This is a genomic window from Niabella soli DSM 19437 (genome assembly GCF_000243115.2).
Classification (GTDB): Bacteria; Bacteroidota; Bacteroidia; order Chitinophagales; family Chitinophagaceae; genus Niabella; species Niabella soli.
This window is the reverse complement of record NZ_CP007035.1, coordinates 4,674,637-4,697,343: the sequence shown is the minus strand read 5'-3', so window position 1 is coordinate 4,697,343 and position 22,707 is coordinate 4,674,637. Positions and strand designations below refer to the sequence as shown.

The 22,707-nt window shown below is 45.9% G+C and carries 13 protein-coding genes; 6 read left to right on the top strand and 7 right to left on the bottom strand.

Going from position 1 to position 22,707, the window contains the following annotated elements; all coding sequences use genetic code 11:
- Window positions 1-21: 21 nt before the first annotated feature.
- From NIASO_RS19515 to NIASO_RS19505, 3 genes are all read right to left on the bottom strand, one after another.
- Entirely contained in the window at window positions 22-609 is a 588-nt protein-coding gene (locus NIASO_RS19515) for a DsbA family protein (protein ID WP_008582406.1), read from the bottom strand.
- 283 nt (window positions 610-892) lie between these two features.
- A complete protein-coding gene (clpB, locus tag NIASO_RS19510; RefSeq protein ID WP_008582408.1) occupies window positions 893-3,496 on the bottom strand; it encodes an ATP-dependent chaperone ClpB in 2,604 nt (867 codons plus the stop codon).
- 188 nt (window positions 3,497-3,684) lie between these two features.
- A complete protein-coding gene (locus NIASO_RS19505; protein ID WP_008582410.1) occupies window positions 3,685-4,731 on the bottom strand; it encodes an isoaspartyl peptidase/L-asparaginase family protein in 1,047 nt (348 codons plus the stop codon).
- 316 nt (window positions 4,732-5,047) lie between these two features.
- Between NIASO_RS19505 and queG the strand changes: the two genes are divergently transcribed.
- Window positions 5,048-5,968, top strand: coding sequence for a tRNA epoxyqueuosine(34) reductase QueG (gene queG, locus NIASO_RS19500; RefSeq protein WP_008582412.1), 921 nt, complete (start codon window positions 5,048-5,050; stop codon window positions 5,966-5,968).
- Between the two features lie 827 nt (window positions 5,969-6,795).
- On the opposite strand, the gene NIASO_RS19490 is transcribed toward queG, so the two are convergent.
- The 3 genes from NIASO_RS19490 to sppA all read right to left on the bottom strand — a co-directional run bounded on the left by NIASO_RS19490 (window position 6,796) and on the right by sppA (window position 10,272).
- A complete protein-coding gene (locus NIASO_RS19490; protein ID WP_008582415.1) occupies window positions 6,796-7,302 on the bottom strand; it encodes an SRPBCC family protein in 507 nt (168 codons plus the stop codon).
- A gap of 36 nt (window positions 7,303-7,338) precedes the next feature.
- A complete protein-coding gene (locus tag NIASO_RS19485; RefSeq protein WP_008582416.1) occupies window positions 7,339-8,430 on the bottom strand; it encodes an ABC transporter permease in 1,092 nt (363 codons plus the stop codon).
- A gap of 78 nt (window positions 8,431-8,508) precedes the next feature.
- The gene (sppA, locus tag NIASO_RS19480; RefSeq protein WP_008582418.1) at window positions 8,509-10,272 is read right to left on the bottom strand and encodes a signal peptide peptidase SppA; all 1,764 of its coding nucleotides are present in this window, start codon (window positions 10,270-10,272) and stop codon (window positions 8,509-8,511) included.
- 72 nt (window positions 10,273-10,344) lie between these two features.
- On the opposite strand from sppA, the gene folK reads away from it, so the two are divergent.
- The 3 genes from folK to NIASO_RS19465 all read left to right on the top strand — a co-directional run bounded on the left by folK (window position 10,345) and on the right by NIASO_RS19465 (window position 13,102).
- Window positions 10,345-10,833 (top strand): 2-amino-4-hydroxy-6-hydroxymethyldihydropteridine diphosphokinase, encoded by a 489-nt coding sequence (gene folK, locus NIASO_RS19475; protein ID WP_025299170.1) that lies wholly within the window; start codon window positions 10,345-10,347, stop codon window positions 10,831-10,833.
- Between the two features lie 143 nt (window positions 10,834-10,976).
- The gene (locus NIASO_RS19470) at window positions 10,977-11,612 is read left to right on the top strand and encodes a deoxynucleoside kinase (protein ID WP_008582421.1); all 636 of its coding nucleotides are present in this window, start codon (window positions 10,977-10,979) and stop codon (window positions 11,610-11,612) included.
- 227 nt (window positions 11,613-11,839) lie between these two features.
- Window positions 11,840-13,102, top strand: a complete 1,263-nt coding sequence (locus NIASO_RS19465; protein ID WP_008582423.1) for an MFS transporter — start codon at window positions 11,840-11,842, stop codon at window positions 13,100-13,102.
- A 318-nt stretch (window positions 13,103-13,420) separates the two neighbouring features.
- On the opposite strand, the gene NIASO_RS19460 is transcribed toward NIASO_RS19465, so the two are convergent.
- Window positions 13,421-15,220 carry an alpha-L-fucosidase gene (locus tag NIASO_RS19460; RefSeq protein ID WP_025299169.1) on the bottom strand — a complete coding sequence of 600 codons (1,800 nt, stop codon included), beginning with the start codon at window positions 15,218-15,220 and terminating at the stop codon, window positions 13,421-13,423.
- Window positions 15,221-15,372: 152 nt separating this feature from the next.
- On the opposite strand from NIASO_RS19460, the gene NIASO_RS19455 reads away from it, so the two are divergent.
- Window positions 15,373-20,409: a translocation/assembly module TamB domain-containing protein gene (locus NIASO_RS19455; protein ID WP_025299168.1), complete on the top strand. Its 5,037-nt coding sequence runs from the start codon at window positions 15,373-15,375 to the stop codon at window positions 20,407-20,409.
- A complete protein-coding gene (gene tamL, locus NIASO_RS19450) occupies window positions 20,402-22,693 on the top strand; it encodes a translocation and assembly module lipoprotein TamL (RefSeq protein WP_008582428.1) in 2,292 nt (763 codons plus the stop codon). The genes NIASO_RS19455 and tamL overlap by 8 nt, the downstream gene beginning before the upstream one ends.
- Window positions 22,694-22,707 lie beyond the last annotated feature (14 nt).

The window sequence follows — 22,707 nt, the reverse complement described above, 5'->3', positions numbered from 1 at the left end:
TCTTTAGCCTTTGCTGCCGTTTTAGAAGCGGCTTTTGGCTTGGCTTTGGTTTTTGTAGCGGCCTTTTTTTTGGGCGCCTTTCAATGCTTCATCTATGGCACTGCTCAGCAACGCATAAGTGGTTTTTCCTTTTATCATTGCGCCGTTTACAAAAAAGGTGGGCACTTCCTTTACCCCCAGATCCAACCCATATTTTAAATCATCCTGCACCTGCCAGCCGTAAGTTCCGTTAACCAGCTCTTCTAAAAAATTTTTGTTTTTTACACCTGCATCTTTGGAGTGGAGCTTAAGACTCGTGGTGCCCAGATTTCTCCTGTTCTGAAATAATACATTATGCATTTCCCAAAACTTACCTTCCTGCGCCGCAGCTATGGCGGACTCCGCAGCTTTTAAGCTTCGCTGATGGATCCGGGTTTGGGGGAAATGACGAAAATTGAATTTAACGGACCCTTCATAGTTTTCGAGCACCTGCTTAACGATCTCGTTCGCCTTGGCACACTCTTCACTTTCATATTCCCCAAATTCCATTAATGTAACAGGGGCGTCTTTCTTCCCCACAAAAACGTCCTTTGGTTCAATTATTTCTTCAATTTCCTTTTTGACACTCATACAATTAAATCATTTATTTGGTTTGGGAGGGCTTTAATCTTCTAAAAATCAATACATAAATACAACAAAATTTTTAGAAAATTGGTCGAAGATAATTTTTTTTTTTATCCGGCCCCCATTTTGTTTGGAATAAAATTTGATTTATTATATATAATTGATTATCAACCATATAATAATTAAAACATAACGAAGGGGCCTGAAATTTCAGGTCCCTATTAAGGGGGCGTTGCGCAAAAAAAAGAGGCGCAAAGTTTTGCGCCCCAACATTAAGATCCTAAAACGATTACGCCGCCTTGGTATCATTCCTGAACACCACGTTATTATCAAATACATCCACCAATACCGGTTTAGACCGATCCAGATCGCCCTGCAATATTCTGCGGCTTAACTGGTTTACAATTTCCTTCTGGATCAGCCTTTTTAAAGGACGGGCACCAAACTGCGGATCATAGCCCTGGTCCACCAAATATTCCAGCGCATAATCGCTGAACTCCAGTTGGATGCCATTTTCAGCCACCAGCTTCTTCAACCCATCCAGTTGGATCTTTACAATTTCTTTAATGTTCTTCTTCAGTAACGGATGGAACATAATGATCTCATCCACACGATTCAGAAATTCCGGCCGGATGGTTTCGCGCAGCAGGCTCATCACTTCTACCTTTGCTTTTTCCGTAGCTTCCTCTACATTTTTCTCCGTTACATTTTCAAAAGCATTCTGTATAATATGACTGCCGATATTGCTGGTCATGATGATGATGGTATTCTTAAAGTTCACCACCCGGCCTTTATTATCGGTAAGCCGGCCGTCGTCCAGCACCTGCAATAATACGTTCCATACATCAGGATTTGCTTTTTCAATTTCATCCAGCAGTACCACGCTGTAAGGCTTTCTGCGCACGGCTTCCGTTAATTGTCCGCCTTCATCATAGCCCACATATCCCGGAGGCGCCCCCACCAAACGACTGACCGTATGTTTTTCCTGGTATTCGCTCATGTCGATGCGGGTCATCATACTTTCGTCATCAAATAAATATTCGGCCAGGGCCTTTGCCAGCTCTGTTTTACCCACACCTGTTGTACCCAGGAAAATAAAAGACCCGATCGGTTTCCGGGGATCGCTTAAGCCTGCCCGGCTGCGCCGGATAGCATCCGCAACAGCGGTAATCGCTTCTTCCTGGCCCACCACGCGCTGGTGCAAATGCTCTTCCAGGTGCAGCAATTTTTCGCGCTCGCTTTCCAGCATTTTATTTACGGGGATCCCCGTCGCTTTTGATACGCTCTCGGCTATATCTTCTGCATCCACTTCTTCTTTTACCAAACGGCTTTGCTTGGTATCATCCAGCTCCTGCGAAAGTTGGCTGATCTTCGCTTCTTCCTCTTTTATTTTCCCATAGCGTATTTCCGCTACCTTACCATAATCGCCATTACGCTCAGCCTTCTCTGCTTCTACTTTAAGATCCTCGATAGTCGCCTTTCCGGTTTGAATTTTTTCCACCAGCTCCTTTTCTTCCTGCCATTTGGCTTTCAGCGTATCCCGCTCCACCGATAAATTGGCTATATCGGTATTCAACTGTTTTAATTTATCCTTATCGTTCTCGCGTTTAATTGCTTCTCTTTCGATCTCCAACTGACGGATATGCCGGTTCAGGCGATCCAGCTCTTCGGGCATGGAATTCATTTCCAGCCGCAGCTTGGCGGCACTTTCATCCACCAGGTCAATAGCTTTATCCGGAAGATAACGGTCGGTTATATACCGGTGCGACAATTCCACTGCGGCAATGATCGCTTCATCTTTAATGCGTACATGGTGGTGGGTTTCATATTTATCTTTCAAACCCCGCAAAATGGAGATCGCGTCTTCCACCGAGGGCTCATCCACCATTACCCGCTGGAAGCGGCGTTCCAGGGCCTTATCTTTCTCAAAATATTTCTGATACTCATTTAAGGTAGTGGCCCCTACAGCTCTTAACTCACCGCGTGCCAGGGCGGGCTTCAATATATTAGCGGCATCCATAGCGCCCTCGCCACCACCGGCGCCAATCAACGTATGAATTTCATCGATGAACAATATAATTTCTCCATCGCTTCCGCCTACTTCCTTTACCACCCCCTTCAAACGCTCTTCAAATTCTCCTTTGTATTTGGCCCCTGCGATCAGCAGCCCCATATCCAAAGCGTAAATGATCTTGGACTTTAAATTTTCGGGCACATCGCCATTGATGATCCGGTGTGCCAGCCCTTCCACTATTGCCGTTTTACCCACACCCGGCTCTCCTACCAAAATGGGATTATTTTTTGTGCGGCGGCTTAAAATATGTAAGGTCCTCCGTATCTCTTCATCACGACCGATAACGGGGTCCAGTTTACCCTGGCGCGCCAGCTCGTTCAGGTTCTTTGCATATTTGTTCAGGGCATTAAACTCCTGCGACTGTGTTTGAGAAGACACCGTGCCGCCTTGCCTCAGTTCTTTGATGGTGGTTACCAGTCCTTTTTCTGTAAGTCCCGCATCTTTCAGTAACCGGGCAACGGCATCATTTCCCTGAACTATGGCCAGAAGTAAATGCTCCGGAGTCACAAACTCATCATTAAATTGTTTCAGATCGGCACCCGCTCTTAAAACAACGTTATTGGCGTCCCGGCTTATTTGCTGGGCCGGTTCGCCATTGGTTGTGGGCAGTTTGCTTAACAGTTCATCCAGTTTTGTGTGAACCAGATTTACAGTAACATTATTTTTCTTCAGCAGGAAATCCACCGGGGAGTCTTCCTGGTCTAATAATGCTTTTAAAATATGTTCCACTTCTATATTCGGATTCTTTGCATTAAAGGCCAACTGCTGGGCCTGTTGAAATGCCTCCGCTGCTTTAATTGTAAAATTTCCTAGATTCATAATTTATTGTTTGATATTGTTGTTTTCAGTTTGAAGTTATACCATTATTTGTTTTATATAAACCCAAAACTTACAACTATCTATCAAATCAAAATCCAGGCCGGGAATATCAGAAATTTTGTCAGATTTTACTAACCTAAACTGACTATAATTCAGTCATACTAAATGTTTTATGAAAAAATAGCAGCTTATTCATTATAAATATAAATCTCAATGGTCCCGTCTTTTGTTATGGTTCCCCGGTACATTCCCGCCGTATTAAAAGGCATGGCGGCGTTGCCCTTTTGATCAAGGGCGATCAATCCGCCGTCGCCACCCATCGCTCCTACTTTTTTTATGACCTGCTCCCCCGCATCACGCACCGTAAGTCCTTTATATTCCATCAACGCCGACAGATCGTACGCCACCACATTTCTTATAAAAAACTCGCCCCAGCCGGTGCCGGACACTGCTGCCGTTTTGTTATTTGCATAAGTACCCGCCCCGATAATAGGCGAGTCCCCCACCCGGCCAAATTTCTTGTTGGTCATGCCCCCGGTGGAGGTGCCCGCGGCCAGGTTACCGTCTTTGTCCAGCGCTACAGCGCCCACCGTTCCAAATTTATAATCGGGGTAACCCGTTCCGGGAGGATTATAGCCATTTCCCCGTTTATTTTTTTCAGCTTCTTCCTCAATGGCTTTTTGCAGGCCTTTCCAGCGGTCTTCAGTGTAAAAGTATTTCGGGTCAACGATGGTGAGCCCACATTCTTTTGCAAATTGCTCCGCGCCTTTCCCGATCAGCATTACATGCTCCGACCGTTCCATCACCGCTCTTGCGGCCATGATCGGGTTCTTTATAACTGTAACGCCGGCAACCGCTCCTGCCTTCAGGCTTTTCCCATCCATGATGGCGGCATCCAGTTCATTTTTCCCGTCGTGCGTAAATACGGCACCTTTACCTGCATTAAACAACGGGTTGTCTTCCAGCATCGTAATTGCCGCCTGAACCGCATCGAGGCTGGAGCTTCCGGCGTTGATCTTCTGATATCCCGCTTTCAGTGCTGCTTCCAAAGCAGTACGATAGGCTTTTTCTTTTTCAGGCGTCATGCTGGATCGCAAAATGGTGCCTGCCCCGCCATGGATCACCATTACATATTGCCCCTGGTGCTTCAATTGTTGATCAGTGAGCTGCTGGGCGCTGCTTTTGATACAAAAGCAGTGGATCAAAATAAAAAATGCAAGACCTAATCGTGGCATACAAAAAGTTTTCTCTAAGGTAAAGAAGTTGTTGAAACAAAATTTAAACCACATAGATTCAATAGAGGTCATAGTGCTCAAGGCTACATAGATGTGGCTGTATCAAAAGCCAGAAGCAAATCAATGCCGGGAAGTCGGAAATGCGGATGCCTTTGACTTACCGTCTCAGCGGCTTCCCGGCCGAATAGCACTTTTGAGACAACCCCACATAACTGATGTTATTTTTGTTCCTCTTTCCACAATCATAATTCTATGTGGTTAGATTTAAAAATACAAACAAGTTCAATTTTAAATCAACAACAAGTAATTTTACCCGATGAATGCCACGCAACATATTAAAATAGTTAGCAAAGAACTGGGCTTTGACTACTGTGGCATTGCCAAAGCCGAAAAGCTGGATGATGATGCCCGCCGGCTGGAGCAATGGTTATCCCGCGGCATGCATGGTACCATGAAATATATGGAAAACTATTTCGACCTGCGCATCGACCCCTCCCGGCTGGTTCCCGGGGCAAAATCGGTGATCACGCTTTTGATGAATTATTTTCCCCAGCAGCTTCAGCAAACAGACGGGGCTAAAATAGCCAAATACGCTTACGGGAACGACTATCATGAGGTGATACGCGCCAAACTCAACGCCTTATTATCCTTTATTAATGAACAGATAGGCGCTGTGAATGGCAGGGGATTTGTAGATTCGGCCCCGGTACTGGAACGCAGCTGGGCCCAAAAAAGCGGGCTGGGCTGGATCGGGAAGAACGGCAACCTACTTACGAAGGATTCCGGCTCTTTTTATTTTATAGCCACCCTGATCACCGACCTCGAGCTGGAATATGATTCCCCTTACACTAAAGATTTCTGCGGCACCTGTACCCGCTGCATAGATGCTTGTCCGACCAATGCCATTTTACCCGGTAAAATAATCGATGGCAGCCGGTGTATTTCCTACTTCACCATTGAACTGAAAGACAGTATTATTCCCGCCGAAATGCAAGGGAAGTTTGAGAACTGGGCTTTTGGCTGTGATACCTGCCAGGACGTATGCCCCTGGAACCGCTTCAGCAAACCCACGCAGGAAGCGGCTTTTGAGCCACTGCCACAGATCCTGAATCTTTCCAGCAAAGAATGGGAAAGCTTTTCCGAAGAGCAGTTCCGGAAGATCTTTAAACATTCGCCTGTTAAGAGAACAAAGTTGAAAGGGTTGCAGCGGAATTTGAAGTTAATAAGGGAGAAGTGAATAGTTAATAGTGAGAAGTCAATAGGCAATAGTCAAGCAATGCCGTTTCCTTAGGCGGATTCTCGAGAATGTAAAATAAGGAATATTGAATAAGTAATGTAAAAGGACATGGGTTCAATAATATTTAGTATTCGTTTTTTTTGATGTTTTCAAATTTGGAAAGAAAGCATCTGAACGGACAGTCGAACATTCTGAAACAGATGTTACTTAGAAGGATTTACGCCAGGCAGTGAATTCACCTTCCGGCGGAAAGAGTCCCGAAAGATTCGCATACGCTTCAAGATAAGGAACACGATTCAGGCGCTGTAAGCGCCGAGTGTTTATAGTATTCATGATCATCTACGCAGCGCATCGGCTCCGTCAGGTGCCGCGTAAACAGGGGGCGTCCTACCGGAGCCAGCACAAATACCATTGCAATTACTATAAACACAACGCTCCTAGCGGAGCGAAAATGGCTCAACTGCTGGTATAGTTGCAGTTCCGGCAGATTGAATGCCGCGCTTAACTTGACGCCCATGCGAAAGATTCGGGATTGCTTACTTTTTTATTCCCGATTGATCGGAAAAAAAAGTAAGAGAAGAAACAAAATAGAATGAAGTTATCAATAAAATGAAAAGACAGTATTAGTAATCGAACTTTGCAAAAGATGTTATATTGTCCTTTGCAGGGGCTACAAAAAGGTCCGTTTTGAAAGCTTAAGGAAACGACATTGAATAGTTAATGGTCAATAGTTGCATGCTTAACGCTTAAGGCGGAACGCATAATGCTTTATTGGCGTTGTGCATTGAGCGTTCCGCGTTAAGCATTCATAACCCGGCAGACAAGCCCTATTTATCAGCAACACCAACATTCTTCAAATTCTTCAACCCCTGCTCCATAAGCGGTCCGTAGGAACGATCGAGCAACAAGCCGGCAAAGCGCTCCCACGGGTACCATTTAAAATGGAAGTCCATATAATTCTGAAGCGTTACTGAATCAGAAGACGGATAATGGATCAGCCGCCAACTGTTATAAACCGGCTGGGCTCCTTTTTTCATTTCAACAGTCACCAATGAATCATTGCTGGCGATGATGCGCAGCCGGATATTTTTTACCGTGGCCGTTACGGTCTTTCCGTTCTGCATCCCTGTGTTTTCTAATTGCAGCGTATCGAACCCCGGGTACCAGTATTTCCATTTGGAGAGATCATTAATATAATTTAAAACGGAATCACCCCGGGCATTCAGATTCGCCGCCCGGGATATTTTCACTTGCGAAGGCAACAACGCCGTCACCCCGCTGATGACCACCAAAAAAGCAATAACACTAATAATTAAAAGCCGCACATATTTCATAATCTATACCCTTACTTATTTCTAATTTCCAATTTCTTATTCCCACCGCATGATCCGGGATACAATTAAATAGGTGCCCACTATCCAGACACCCAGGTATCCCAATTCCTTCCAGCAGTCGTATAAATGCAGCCCTTCAAAGGATATCTTGCGCATGGCATCATTAAACTGTGTAAGGGGCAGCAGCTCGCAGAGGGTCTGCATCCATTTAGGAAATACATCAATCGGGAAAAAAGTTCCCGACAACAAAATCTGAGGAAACCCAAATACGTTAATCATTAAGGGGATCATGGTGTCATTTTTGGCTATACTACTGATGATCAGCCCTACACCCATTAGTAAGAATAACATCACCACGGATAATAGCAACATTTCAAAAAAAGTAAGCGCCCCATGCACCAGCGTGAAGCTTAAAAAGAAATGTCCAAAAAGGATGAGCACCACTACGTTGATCAGTTGAAAAAACAACCGGCTGGTGCCGATACCTATAAGAATATTTATTTTTCTTACCGGTGAAGCATAGAACCGTTTTAACACCAGTTGCTCCCTGAGATTAAAAAAAATAAAGGCGATCCCAAACAAGGTTGAAAACAAAACAGAAAATCCCAACTGCCCGGGCAATACAAAATCGATAGTCCGGTATTTTTTCCCGGGAACTATTTCGGGCACAAACTGGTATTCCCTATTGAGCTTTGCATCGGCCAGTTCCGCTTTTAATGCCAGGTAATCGAAAGAGCGCATCAGCCGGTAGACTGCACCACCGCCGGCCTCGCTCGATTGCAGCAGCACCCGCCGGGGTAGGCTGCTGTCACCTGCTTTTGGAATAAACACCACCGCATCCAGTTTGCCTTTGCGGAGGTCGTTGTTCCGCGAAGCGGTGTCGGGGTAGGTAACAATTGTAACCGACGTGCTTTTTGAAATGCTGTCGAACAAAGCATTCAGCGTATCGCTCGACGGATCGATCGCGATCTTTGAAGGCGTGGGCGCTTTATCGCCAAAGGCACCGAAGATGAGGATGAAAACGATGGGAAACAATAAACTGAAAAAAATGGAAGAGGGCTGACTGAAGATGGCCTTAAAGCTCGCTTTTGTAATGGCCCACAATGCCCTTGACTGACTATATTTCATTTAGAACTGGATTTGGAATATGGATATTGGATACTCGATGCCGGATGCCGGATATACAATTGCAGCAACTGTTTAAACTCATTGTTGTGCATTAATAAAAAATTCAAAGGGCAGCCGTGCCTGTACGCTGTTGGTCATTTGTTTAACTGTTCTTAATTGCTGATACACCCGTGCATATTCGCTGCCCAACTCATTTTTAACCATCGATTCGGCGTCGCCATTATTTTTTATTCTTAAAATACGTTCCAGCAGTGAACTATAATTGGGATATTCTTTTACCCGGAATTCCGAAAGTTTTGCCATCCGGGCCGCGGCATTTATTGCATCCTGTAATCCGCCCCAGCGGTCGATCAGCCCGATATCCTTCGCCCGGAAGCCCGTCCACACCCGGCCCTGGGCGATTGTTTCCACATAGGCCGTATCTTTTTTCCGGCCTTCCGCAACACGTGCTTTAAACTGATCATACACCCGTTCAATAGATCCCTGTACGATCTTTTGTTCCTGCGGAGTCATCGGATGGTCTGCAGCCCCGGCATTTGCCAACGGCCCGGTGCCTACCCCGTCAAAGGTCACGCCCAGTTTATTTTTCATAAAAGCGCTAATGTCCGGGATGATACCAAATACGCCGATAGACCCCGTGATCGTATTGGGCAATGCAAAAATACTATCCGCAGCGCAGGACATATAGTACCCGCCGGATGCCGCTACATCTCCAAAACTCACGATTACCGGCTTCACCGCTTTTGCCATTTTCATTTCGCGCCAGATATTATCACTTGCCAATGCGCTTCCCCCACCGGAGTTAACGCGCACCACAACGGCCTTTATTGATTGATCCAGCCTTGCCTTGCGCAACAGGTCTATATATTCGCCATCAGAAATGACCCCTTCCTGTTTGTTGCCGTCAACAATATTACCCGCAGCGTAGATCAGCGCGATCTTATCGCCACTCCCTCCCAGGTTGGTATGCAGACGGGCATACTGCCCCATGCTGATAAAATTAATTTTATTACTGCTATCGATCTTAAGTGTTTTCTTCAGCTCGGTCTGAAGCTGATCGTCATAGCGCACGCCATCAATCAGTTTATATCCGGCCGCAACCTGTGGCGTAGTGATCACTCCCGTATTGGCCCATTGGTGCAGGCTTGCCGTATCCAGTTTTCGGGCAGTGGCGGTCTTTTGTAAAAAATCCCCATACAGGTCGTTCAGCCAAACAGAAGTTTGCAGTTGGTTCGCCTCGGTCATTTTTTCCGCCCGTAATGGTTCTGTGGCGCTTTTAAATTTGCCTGCATAAAATATTTGCGGCCGAATATCCAGTTTATCCAGTGCACCCTTTAAAAATAGGTAGCTTACCCTGAAGCCCACCCATTCAAAAGCGCCCGCGGGGCTTACATATACCTTGTCGGCCACATTTGCGACACTATACGCTTTTTGAGTCATGGTATTTCCATAGGCAATAACCGGTTTCCCCGATTTTCTAAAATCTTCCAGGGCCCGGCGCATCTCTTCGCTCGAAGCAAAGCCATTTACATTGCCGTTGGCCACAAGGTAGATTGCTTTTATTTTCTCATCGGTTTTCGCTTTTTTTATCAACCGGATAAAATCGTACAGCGAAGGCGTTTCTTCCAGTTTTTGCGACTGTACCATACTTTGCAGATCGCTTTGCGGGAGTTCAACATAGGCATCGGCCAGGTCAATCTTCAACACCGATTTTTCTGAAAGCACTGGCATCGAGCTGGATACGGCGCTGCCCGCCATCCCTGCAATAAAGAAAAATGCTATAAGGCTAAATACCACCAATGCCAGCAGTGTTGCAAGAAAAATTTTAAGAAATGAACGCATATCGAATTAAAATTAAGCGACCCTTTGATTAAAAAGCCAAAATTAAAGATATTTGGCGGCTATAAACAAGCAATGAACCCCGCATATTTATTAATAGGAGGAAATTTAGGTAACCGGCAGGAAAACCTGGGCCGGGCGCGCCGGCATATTGAAAAAGAAGCGGGTGCCATCATAAAAAGATCAGCGATCTATGAAACAGCGGCCTGGGGCCTGACGGACCAGCCTGATTTTTATAACCAGGCGCTCCGGATTGAAACCACTTTAACTCCGGAGCAACTAATGACCGTTATTTTAAAGATCGAGACCACTATGGGCCGCATTCGCCAAGAACGCTACGGCCCGCGGATCATTGATATCGATATTTTATTCTACGGAGCTATTGTCTGCGATACCCCGGCGGTCACAATCCCGCACCCGAGAATAACGGAAAGAAGATTTGTGCTGGCGCCGCTGGAAGAGATAGCCCCGGACCTCATCCATCCTCAGTTAAATAAATCCATTCACGAATTATTGGCAGCAACTACCGATACTTCTCCGGTAAAAAAGGTGACAAATAGTTGAGCCGGTGTTATGTTAATCGTGAAATGTCATCCCGATAGTTATCGGGAGTCAAATGTGAAGAGGTTACGTTTATCTGCAGGAGCTTTATTCATAAAATATAATTTTTAGACAAGCGCTTAGTCTTTACCTTGCACCCCTTCTGTATGCGTTATGATTTTATTACGATAGAAGGCAATATCGGCGCGGGCAAAACCACGCTGACCACGGCATTGAGTAAGATTTACAATGCGCGGCTGGTGCTGGAGGAATTTGCCGACAACCCCTTCCTGCCCAAATTTTACCAGAACCCACAGCAATATGCTTTTCCACTGGAATTGTTCTTTATGGCAGAGCGCTATAAACAATTGCAGGATCTGCTGGTGCAAAAAAACCTGTTCCAGCAGCTAACGGTAAGCGATTATCTTTTTACCAAATCATTGCTGTTTGCCAAAGTAACGCTTTCGGAAGATGAATATAAACTGTACCAGCGCTTATTTGACATTGTGCAACAACAACTGATACAACCGCAACTGCTCATTTACCTGCATGCCCCGGTAAAAAAATTGCAAGAGAACATAAAGAAAAGAAGCCGCAATTACGAGCAGCAAATTCCTGACGCTTATCTTGAAAGTATACAGGAAACCTACCTTCAGTATATCAAACAGTTGCCCTTTCCCATATTGTTTGTTGATGCGTCCAACGCCGATTTCATCACCAACGACCGGCATCTTACTATTATTGTTGATGCGCTGAACAAAATTTATACTCCCGGACTGCACCCGATATCGCTGGAGGGCTGAACGTATAAATCCAAAAGCAGCCACGAATACACGAATGAATAATCTATTGGAGCATTTTATTTTAAATAAACGCGAATGTCCAGGATAGCTAGAAAGTGGGTGTGGCCCGCAAATTCACACAGATCTTTTTAATTCATAAAATCAACGTACGAATGATCAGCCCAATTTATACATCCATCGCCCGGCTTACCCCCATTTCACTACCATACCCTACCTTTGCACCCTGAATGGAAGCCGATCAACAACCCGTAGTACAGGTAACAGACGACCCGCTGGCAGCGGTGCGTATTCCCGAATATAAAAACCTCATGACCGGCCGCTTCTTGTTTGTGTGCGCCATGCGCATGATCACAACGGTTGTAGGCTGGTGGATCTACCAACTGACCAAAGATCCCTTCGCCATCGGGCTTATCGGGCTTTCGGAAGTGATCCCTGCTTTATCCCTTGCGCTGTATTCCGGCCACCGGGTAGATATCCGTGATAAAAAGAAATTATTATTACAATCTGTTGCCGGTTATTTTCTGGCCGCCTGTTTTTTATTATTTCTTTCGTCGGCCAAAGCCGGCAGTTTGCTGCACACGCAGCATATTACCTGGTTTATTTACGGAACTTTTTTCTTTACCGGTATCCTGCGGTCATTCGTAGGACCGTCTCTGTCTTCCATGATCGCCACGATTGTGCCGCGGCACCTGCTGCAAAACGCCACTACCTGGAACCAGGGCACCTGGCTATCGGCTTCTGTAACGGGGCATGCCCTCGGCGGTTTTTTAATTGCCTGGGTAGGTATTAACCATACTTTTTCGGTCATTGCTCTTTTTATAGGCATTGCCTTTCTGGTGCTCACCCGTTTAAAACCCAAACCGCCTCATAAAGAAAATGCAGAGAAAAAAACCTGGGACAGTGTAAAAGAAGGCCTGCGCTTTGTTATGAGAACAAAGGCATTGCTGGCGGCCATGGCGCTGGATATGTTTGCCGTATTGTTTGGGGGCGCTGCAGCGCTGATCCCCGTGTTTGCCAGTGATATCCTTAAAATAAGCCCTATTGGCTTCGGATGGCTGAATGCCGCGTCCGACATAGGTTCTATCGTTATTGTGCTCATCCTTACCCTCTTCCCCATGAAAAAAGCCCAGGGAAGAAAAATGTTGCTGGCAGTAGCCGGCTACGGTTGTTGCATTATCCTGTTCGGACTTTCCAAATGGTTTTTCCTGTCCTTTTTTGCATTGATGTTATCCGGCATCCTGGATGGTGTGAGTGTTGTGGTAAGGGGCACCGTTATGCAGTTGCTTACGCCGGATAATATGCGGGGGCGGGTCAGCAGCGTCAGCAGTATGTTTGTTACCAGCAGCAATGAGCTGGGCCAGTTTGAAAGCGGACTCATGTCAAAGCTCGTGGGTGTTATTCCGTCCGTCTTGTTTGGCGGTTGCATGACCATCGCGGTAGTAACCACCACCTGGTTCAAGGCGCCGAAGCTAAGAAAATTTGAATACTGATTTTTATTGGGGTGGCTGCAGTGCACGACCCGGCATCGTTGTGTCACTCACTTGTACTGCAGTGCATCTGGCGGCAGGTGCTGTGTAAAAAATGCTTGCCCCCTCAAGTCTCCTTTGTCCCACAAAACCGGGTGGGACTCGTAGGACTGGTGCGACTACCGCTCTGCGAGGCGTCCTTCGCCTCGCAGCCTTATTCTGTCGCCTCCGGCGACAAAAAACATTGACAAATCTTTCCCTGCGCCTTCACTCTCGCAGTTAAACCAGCTTAATGACCCTCTATTCTTAAGGGCCTTACATTTATTATTGGTACAATAATGCTCATTTTTTTATTATCCAGATGCGGTTAAAAAGCAACGACTGTCCGGCTTTCGGATCTGCTTTCAATACCACCTGGTAAAATCCTTTTTGAGGAATAGAAATCGTCCCGATACGCTCCTCTGCAAATTCATCGGTATTACTGTCGTTCGGTTCTACAACCACTTTCCCGGTTGGCCCTAATTCCTTCACAAGATCCTGGTTACTTACATTTACTGTAACGGCGACCTTTTCCTGAGAAGCATTATGATAAGACAGGTCCACACTATAAACGCCTGCTTCGGGTGCATAAAATTCCCAGGCAATACGGCCGGGTTTGTTGATAACGCGATGGGTGGGCTTTAAGCCATCATATTTTACCTGTTTATATTGAGGCGCATTCTCCCATAGGTTTTCGCTATTTAAGGAGCATCCACCGAAGCTGGATTCTGCTGCCACTTCTTCATCCAGTTTCAGGGGCAGCGCATATTGCAATACTATAGTAGATACAAAGTTATCCCCGGCTTTATCAGGCAACTGAATATGCGTTAGCGGACCATTCTGTGTGAAGGGCAAGGGCTTTCTCCCCGCATCGGTCAGCAGTTCCGCTTTCTCTGGCTTCGATAAAATGCCTGTAAGTCTCAATACCTGATCCAGCGGCCAGTTATACACCTGCAGGTACACCATCTGTTTCGTACCATTCATTTTTGTGGTAATGCGCCCCCAGTCATGCTGACCCGGTCTCAGGTTCAGCCCGGTGCATCCATATATTGACTCCCCGTTTTTTTTCAGCCATTTACCCATATCATTTAACCGGTTGATCCCTTCATAGGGAACCGAACCGTCTGCGCGCGGACCGATGTTCAGGGTAAAATCGCCATTCAGACTTACATTCCCGATCAGCGATTGTAATAACTGGCTGGTCGATTTCCATTGGTTCTCCAAAGCATTATAGCCCCAGCTATGCGCAATGGTGCCCGCTGTTTCCCAGGGATGCTCTTTATACACCGCACCAAACTGATTATCGCCCAATGTTTCAAAATCAATGCCGGGTGTATCCGAAGGCAATCCCAGGCGCGAATTGATCAGGCAGCCGGGCTGCAACGCCCGCACCAGTTTTATCACTTGTTCCAGTTGCTCTTTTTTAACGATCGTATTCTTATAATTCAACCACATATCAAACCAAAGCACCGCAATATCGCCATAGTTGGTTAGCAACTCCCGCAACTGCGGCATCACTTTCTCCTGCCAGTATTGATTGTACTGTGCATCGGTAACCGGGCCGGTTATAGCTTTGTTATGATCCCATCCGTAAGGATGTTCCCAATCCAGCCAATGCGAATAATAAAAACCCAGTTTCATGCCGTGTTTCTTACAGGCTGCTGCCAGCTCTTTTATCACATCCCGGTTGGTATGGCCTAGTTTGCTAAGGTTATAATCGCTGGCCTTGGAATTCCAGATGGCAACGCCATCATGGTGCTTGGCGGTGATAATAATATATTTCATGCCTGCATTTTTCGCAAGCAATACCCATGCTTCGGGGTTAATTTTATCCCATTGGAACCGGTTCGCCAGCGTTCCGTAGTCTTCCTTTGAGATACGGTTGCGGTAACGGATCCATTCGGCATAGTTGTTGCCGTTACGTAAGCGTTCACCTTTCCATATTCCTTCGGCAGCGCTGTAAAGCCCCCAATGAATAAACATTCCAAAACGCGCATCAGAAAACCATTGAACCCTTTGTTCTGGCGTTAAGGCAACCTGAGCGCGCGAAGAAAAAAATGTAACACATAACAGCAAAAAGGAAAAGCCAATCTTTCGTTTCATAATATAGCTAAGATACGGAACTTTCCCCCTTCCTATTTGCTGTGATTTTGAGCAAATTAAGCCCCGGATTCTATCCAAAAGAAAGAGAAATCTATTAGGTTTGCAGAATCACCGGATAATGAACTCTACTTTATCAGATAAGCGGTAACCATTTGAACAAAACAGTAAAAAAAGGACTCAGAATAACGCTACGGGTAATCATAAGTATTATGGTGCTCGTTGTGCTGTTGGTGCTATCTCTCAATTTACCGTTCGTACAGGATTTCATTAAAGGTAAGGTGATCAATTATCTTAAAAAGAAAACGAACACGGAGATCAGCCTGGAGCGGATCCGCATCGGCTTCCCGAAAGATCTGGAGCTTAATAAATTTTATATAGCCGATCAGAAAAAAGACACCTTGCTGTATGCGGGGAAACTGGGCGTAAACCTTGATATGATCGCCCTCCTTTCTAATCGGGTGGAGATAAGCTCCATCGAACTTGATACGGTGCGGGCGTATGTGCGCCGGTTAAATCCAGATACGGTTTTCAACTACCAGTTCCTTGTGGATTCATTATTATCGGACCAGAAAAAAACGAAGGAAGAAGAAAAAAAAGACACTACGGCCGCATTAAAATTCAAACTGGACAAAATTACTTTCCGCGACATTCGGATCAATTTTAAAGATGATGTAGCCGGCAATGATGCGGGGCTTTCCCTTGGCCATTTGAACGCCAGGGTAAAAACTTTTGACCCGGACCAGATGCTTTACACCTTAGCCGATCTGAGCATCAGCAATTCCGACCTGCATTATTACCAAAACAAACCGCTAACGGTATTGCAACAGCATATTGATTCCAACATACAAAAAACAGAGGGAAAAAAGAGTGGTCAATTGCCGCTGATCGAATTCGGTAACCTGGCGCTCAATAAAGTAAACCTTGTTTATAACGACGGACTTTCAGATACCCGTGCCTTGTTAGGTTTGAATGAGTTTACTTTAAAAGACTTGTTGATCGATCTTACCCATGGACGGTACCAGTCTTCCGATGCGTTGCTGCACAATTCGATCGTCAACTTTGCCTACCGCCCTACCCCGGCCAATCAGCAAGCGGTGAAGGCCGCTGCCGACAGCACCAGCGACAATGCCTTCAGTCTGTATTTAAATAAAATTATCCTGGCGAATAATACGATAAAGTACGACGATCTTTCGGCAAAACCTACGCCCGGGCATGTAGATTTCAATCACCTCAATATAACAGGCCTGGGATTAACCGGTAATACAATAGCTATCGACAGTGCAGGCATAAAAGCAACCATCGCCGCGGGTAAACTTAAAGATAGCAGTGGTTTTACAATCAACGATCTCAAAGGAGCTATAGCCTACACGGACCAGCAAATAAAAGTCGATGGTCTGATGCTGAAAACTCCTTTCACGCAAATTGATAATAACAGTCTGCTCACTTACACTTCAAAGGATGACCTTACCAAACATCCGGAAAAGGTAAAGATGGATATAGCTTTCCGTAACACCATCATTGGCCTGCAGGATCTTTATTATTTATCACCCATGATCCCGGCAGATAAAAGAAGCCAGCGCATCAGCCTGGCAGCGGCTTTTAGCGGTTATCTCAATAATTTAACGATTGATAAACTGCAGGCAGCGGGTTTGCAAAACACCGCTATTGATGTTGCGGGACATATCAGGGGCCTGCCCGACGTGAACAAAAGCATTTTTAACCTGAACATAAAAAAATTACAAACTTCAAAAACAGACTTGCGGGCATTCGTTCCAAAATCCGCTTTGCCAACATCTATTGAGCTGCCCGGTACTATTGCGGCAGCCGGGAACTTCAATGGGAGCATGGCGAATTTTACCACCGCCCTGAACATCAAAACCGATATGGGCAATGCAAAAGTACAGGCGGCGCTGAGTGGTCCTAAAGACCGCGAGCGCTACCGCGCGAACCTGCAGCTTTCGGAGTTTAACCTCGGGCGTTTATTAAAACAACAGGATCAGTTGGGCCGGGTATCTTTATTGGCCACTGTTAACGGGCAAAGCCTGAACCCCAAAAAAATAAATGCAAAAATAGACGGCACCATTGCTCATGCACAATACAACAAATATGATTACCGCGACATTAAACTCAATGGCTCCTATACACCCAACAACCTGGTCTTAAACGCAGCCAGTGCCGATACCAATGCGCATTTTACGCTGGATACTAAAATAGGATTGGCGGGAAAGTCGCCCTCCATTAAAGGCACCGTGGATCTGAAACGCCTGGATCTTCAAAAGCTGAATTTTTATAAAGAGGAACTAAAGCTTAGCGGGCTGGCAACGGTAGATTTCAGTTCCGCCGACCCCGACAACCTGAATGGAACAGCCCTATTAAATAGCGTACAGATCGGAACGAATGGCAAAGTGTACAATGTAGATACCTTAAATCTTATTGCCGCTGCAACAAAAGACCATCATCATCTGTCGCTGTATTCCGATTTTCTTACAGCAGAACTGGATGGCAATTACCAGCTCACCCAGATCGGACAGGCATTTATTAACCAGATCAATAAATACTATCAGTTTGCACCCACAAAAAGGATCGCACCGCAGCGGATGCAGTTCCAGGTGGCCCTTATAAAGCCCGCATTGATCCAACAGTTTGTGCCTTCATTGACCACCTTATCCCCGGTTAATTTGAATGGATTGATCAACACACAGGCCGATAGTCTTTTGTTAAATGCCGATATACCGCATATGGTTTATGACAGTTTTGACGTAAAGAATATCAGCCTCAATATTAATAATAAAGATTCCGCCACCCTTAATTATGCGTTAAACATTAAAAGCGTGGAAAGCCCTTCCGTCAGCTTTTATCATTCCGAGATAAGTGGTAACGCAGCACATAATATGCTTGCCGTGAACCTGTTTTTAAGAGACAGCAAAGAGCAGGACAAATATATGGTCGGCGGCAATTTTAAGGCCCAGGATCAGACCTACCAATTCAGTCTTGATCCGCATAAGTTACTATTGAATTATGACCCGTGGACGGTGGCCCCGGACAACCGCATCCAATATGGCAAGGCGGGCGTTTCCATTCACAATTTCACTATCAGCAATAAGGGTCAGTCGCTTGCCGTCAATAGTTTATCAGACCAGCCTAATGCGCCGGTCAACATCCGGTTTTCCAATTTCATGCTGGAAACCTTAACAAGGTATGCAGAACAGGACACTTCACTCGTTGGCGGAAAGCTGAACGGCACTATTGACATAAAAGATATTGCCTCCAATCCAAAATTCGAATCGGACCTGAGGATCGAAAACCTGCGGTATGAAAAAGACGAGCTGGGCAACGCACAGATAAATGTTGACAACAACACCGAGAATGCTTTTAAAACAAACATTGCACTTACCGGAATCCATGACATTAAAATAAGCGGGTTTTATTACACCAAGCCCAATAGCGCACTGGATCTGAATGTGGCGGTAAACAGGATCGACCTGAAACATATTGAGAGCTTGTCGGGCGGCCAGGTCAGGGATGGCAGGGGTATGCTGACAGGAGCCCTTACCATAAAAGGGCCTTTGAGTAAGCCCTCCCTGCTGGGCGCGCTTACCTTTAAAGATGCAGGGCTAAACATTACGCAGCTCAACAGCTATTATCAGCTAAAAAACGAAACAATCAACTTTACTCCATCAGGTTTATCTTTTAAAAATTTCACGATCCGCGATTCAGCCAACCAGCCGCTGACCATTAATGGCACTATCAACACTTCTAATTATTCCAACCCCGGGTTTAATCTTTCCATCCGGGCCAACAATTTCAGGGTAATGAATTCCACAGAAGCGGACAATGAACTTTTTTACGGAAAAGTATATGTGAATATCAACGCCCGCATCACCGGTGATCTGAATAAACCAACGGCCAATCTGCAAGCCAAAATTAACAAAGGGACCAAATTCACTTTTGTAATTCCTGAAGACGACCCCACTGTTGCAGCGCAGGAAGGAGTGGTTGTTTTTGTAGATAAAAATGCACCGCCTTTTAACGGGCGTGATTCCATTAATGTGGATAGCCTGACCCGTTCGCCATTAAAAGGGATGAATATTTCCGGCGATCTTTCCGTTGACAAAGAAGCGGAGATCACCATCGTGGTTGATCCGCAAAACGGTGATGCATTAAAGGTAAAAGGCGATGCGGCATTAAGTTTGCAGATGGACCCCAGTGGCCGCACGACGCTTACCGGTAGATATGAGATCACCGACGGGAGTTATAACCTGACCGTAGGCGGCCTGGCAAAACGCGAATTTAAGATCCAGCAGGGAAGCAGTATACAATGGACGGGTGCGCCCACCGAAGCCAATACGGACATTACCGCGATGTATGAAGTAAACACTTCGGCCATGGATCTGATAGCCGACCAGTTGGGCGAAATGGATAACAGTATGCGAACGATGTACAAACAGAAACTCCCCTTCTATGTATATCTGAATATGAGCGGGGAACTGCTCAAGCCCAAAATAAGCTTCCGGATCGATATGCCGGAGAACGAACGGAACGCTTTCAACGGGACGGTATATACCCGCCTGCAACAGGTGAACAGCAGCGAAAGCGAGCTCAACAAACAGGTCTTTGCCTTACTGGCCCTGAACCGGTTTATCTCCGACAACCCGTTTGAAAGCCTGGCCGGTAGCGCCTCTCCGGAAATGATCGCCCGCCAGAGCGCCAGTAAATTATTAACCCAACAATTAAACAACCTGGCGGCCAGCCTCATTAAAGGTGTCGACATCAACTTCGATCTTAACTCTCAACAGGACTATACCACCGGCAGCGCGCAAACAAAAACAGATCTGAATGTAGCCTTCACTAAGCGGCTGCTGAATGACCGGCTGAGTGTAACCATCGGGAATAATTTTAATTTGGAAGGCACCAGTCAGAACCAGGGCGCCTCACAACTGGCCAGCAATGTAAATATAGAATACCTGCTTTCCAGGGACGGCAGGTATCGCCTCAGGGCTTACCGGCGCAACCAGACAGAAGGGATCATTGAAGGACAAATCATTGAAACCGGTGTCGGGTTTATGATCGTGGTAGAATACAATAAATTCCGCGAAGTGTTTAATAGCTTCAAAAAAAGAGGCAATCGCTATAATGCGGACGCCAATCTAAACCCATCCCGTAAGCGGCAAAACAAAACAGATGATTAAAAACAGGTCGATATATCTTTTACTCTTTGTGGTGCTGGCGGCGGCCTGCAGTACTACCCGTAATTTACAACCCGGACAGGTGCTGTATACCGGCCCCGTTATGAAACTAAACCCCGATACACCGGCGGTGAAAGATCAGAAAACATTTCAGAATGAACTGGAAGCACGGATCAGGCCCCTGCCCAATAAAAAGCTTTTAGGATGGCGGTATAAATTATCCTTCTACAATATGGTGAAGGAGCCCAAAAAGAAAAAGGGTCTTAAATACTGGATCAAATACAAATTAGGAGAACCACCTGTGCTGATGAGCCAGGTAAAAATCGTCAATAATGTAAACATCCTGCGCAGCTATATGAGCAGCAAAGGGTTCCTGCAAAACAATGGTTCCGGCGAAGCCGTTACCGAAGAAAAAAAAGGGAAAGTCGTTTATACGATCTATTCCGGCCCCAGGTATACCATTAACCAGGTAAATTTCCCAAATGCTGGCGCCAACGAGCTCTCCGCCATTATCGATTCAGCCAGAGGCAAAACACTGGTAAAAACAGGAGCTTATTACGACCTGGATAAAATGAAGGAGGAACGGGAACGGATCGACAACCTGCTGAAAGAAAGAGGATACTTTTATTTCAACCCCGACTTTTTATTATTCCGGGCAGACAGTACCATTGGCAGCAACCAGGTCAACCTGGATCTGACAATAAAAAACAATACCCCCCTGGAGGCCCTGCATCCCTATTATATCCGGAACATTGATATCTATCCCAACTATTCGCTCCGCAGGGATTCCTTCATTCGAAAAGCAACACCTGTTGTCTTCAAGGATTATACCATCTATGATCCGGCACGGCTATATAAACCCGCGCTTTTTGAGCACCTGATCTTTTTTCAAAAAGGCGCCCGTTACAACCGCACCGATCACTCCCTGAGCCTGAACCGCCTGGTCAATATCGGCACTTTCCGTTTTGTAAAAGCCGAGTTTAACCCGGTGGATTCCGTTCCGGGGAACGACCAACTGGACCTGAACTTTCTGCTAACCTCTTCCAAAAAAAATGCGCTCTCCCTTTCTTTGACCGGCACCAGTAAGTCGAACAACTTTGTGGGGTCCGAAGTAAAAATAACACATACAAATAAAAATCTTTTTCACGGCGCCGAACAGCTCAACCTCAGCCTGTCTGGCGGGTTTGAAAAACAGTTCAGCGGGCAGCCCTCGGGCTCTGCTTCCTATTCCCTGGGCGCACAGGCCCGGCTAACAGTTCCCCGTTTTGTATTTTTTAATGCCGGCACGCACAACGCTTATGTGCCCAAAACCCATTTCACCATCGGGAGCCAGCTACTCAACCGGAGTAATTATTATACCCTGCTTTCCGGTCAGGGAGAGATCGGTTATATCTGGAAGGGCAATGAATTCAATGAGCACACACTGAATCCTATTTCCATCAGCTATATACGAACCGCCAATACAACAGATAGTTTCCACCGTATGCTGGAGCAGGTGCCTTCCTTACGGAATAATTTTGAGAACCAGTTTATCATAGGCAGTAATTATACGTTCACCTACACCAATCAAATGCAGACGGCACGAAGGAACAATTTCCTGTTTACCGGAACCGCTGAAACGGCCGGCAATCTTATTAACGCCTTTCTTAAGAAAGATTCTGATGGGGTAAAAAGATTATTCAATACCGCTACCAACCAGTTTATACGCTTAGAAGCGGATTTCAGGGATTATTATAAAATAAATAAGGGGCTCATCTGGGCCAACCGGGTGAATATCGGGTATGGAATCCCTTATGGCAACAGCAGTTCGCTTCCTTATGTTCGGCAATTCTTTGCCGGGGGAAGTAATGATATCAGGGCTTTCCGCTCCCGTTCCCTGGGGCCGGGCACCTTTAATATAAACGCCAATGGCCTTAATCTTTTTGCAGACCAGGGAGGTGATATTAAGGTAATGCTGAATACGGAGCTAAGAGCAAAACTATTCAGTGTTATACAGGGCGCTGCTTTTATCGATGCAGGAAATATCTGGCTGGCAAAAGAGGATACGAGCCGGCCGGGTGGACAATTTCGCTTTTCCAATGTTTTCAGCCAGATGGCGGTGGGTGGTGGTTTGGGCTTAAGGGTAGATGCAAAAATATTTATTGTGCGTTTCGACCTCGCCACCCCTTTTCGCAAGCCTTACCTTCCCGCCGGCCAACGATGGGTATTTGATCAGATAAATTTCGGCGATTCAAAATGGCGGAAGCAAAACCTCATCTTCAATATTGGTATTGGTTATCCGTTCTAATACAAAAGAGTTTC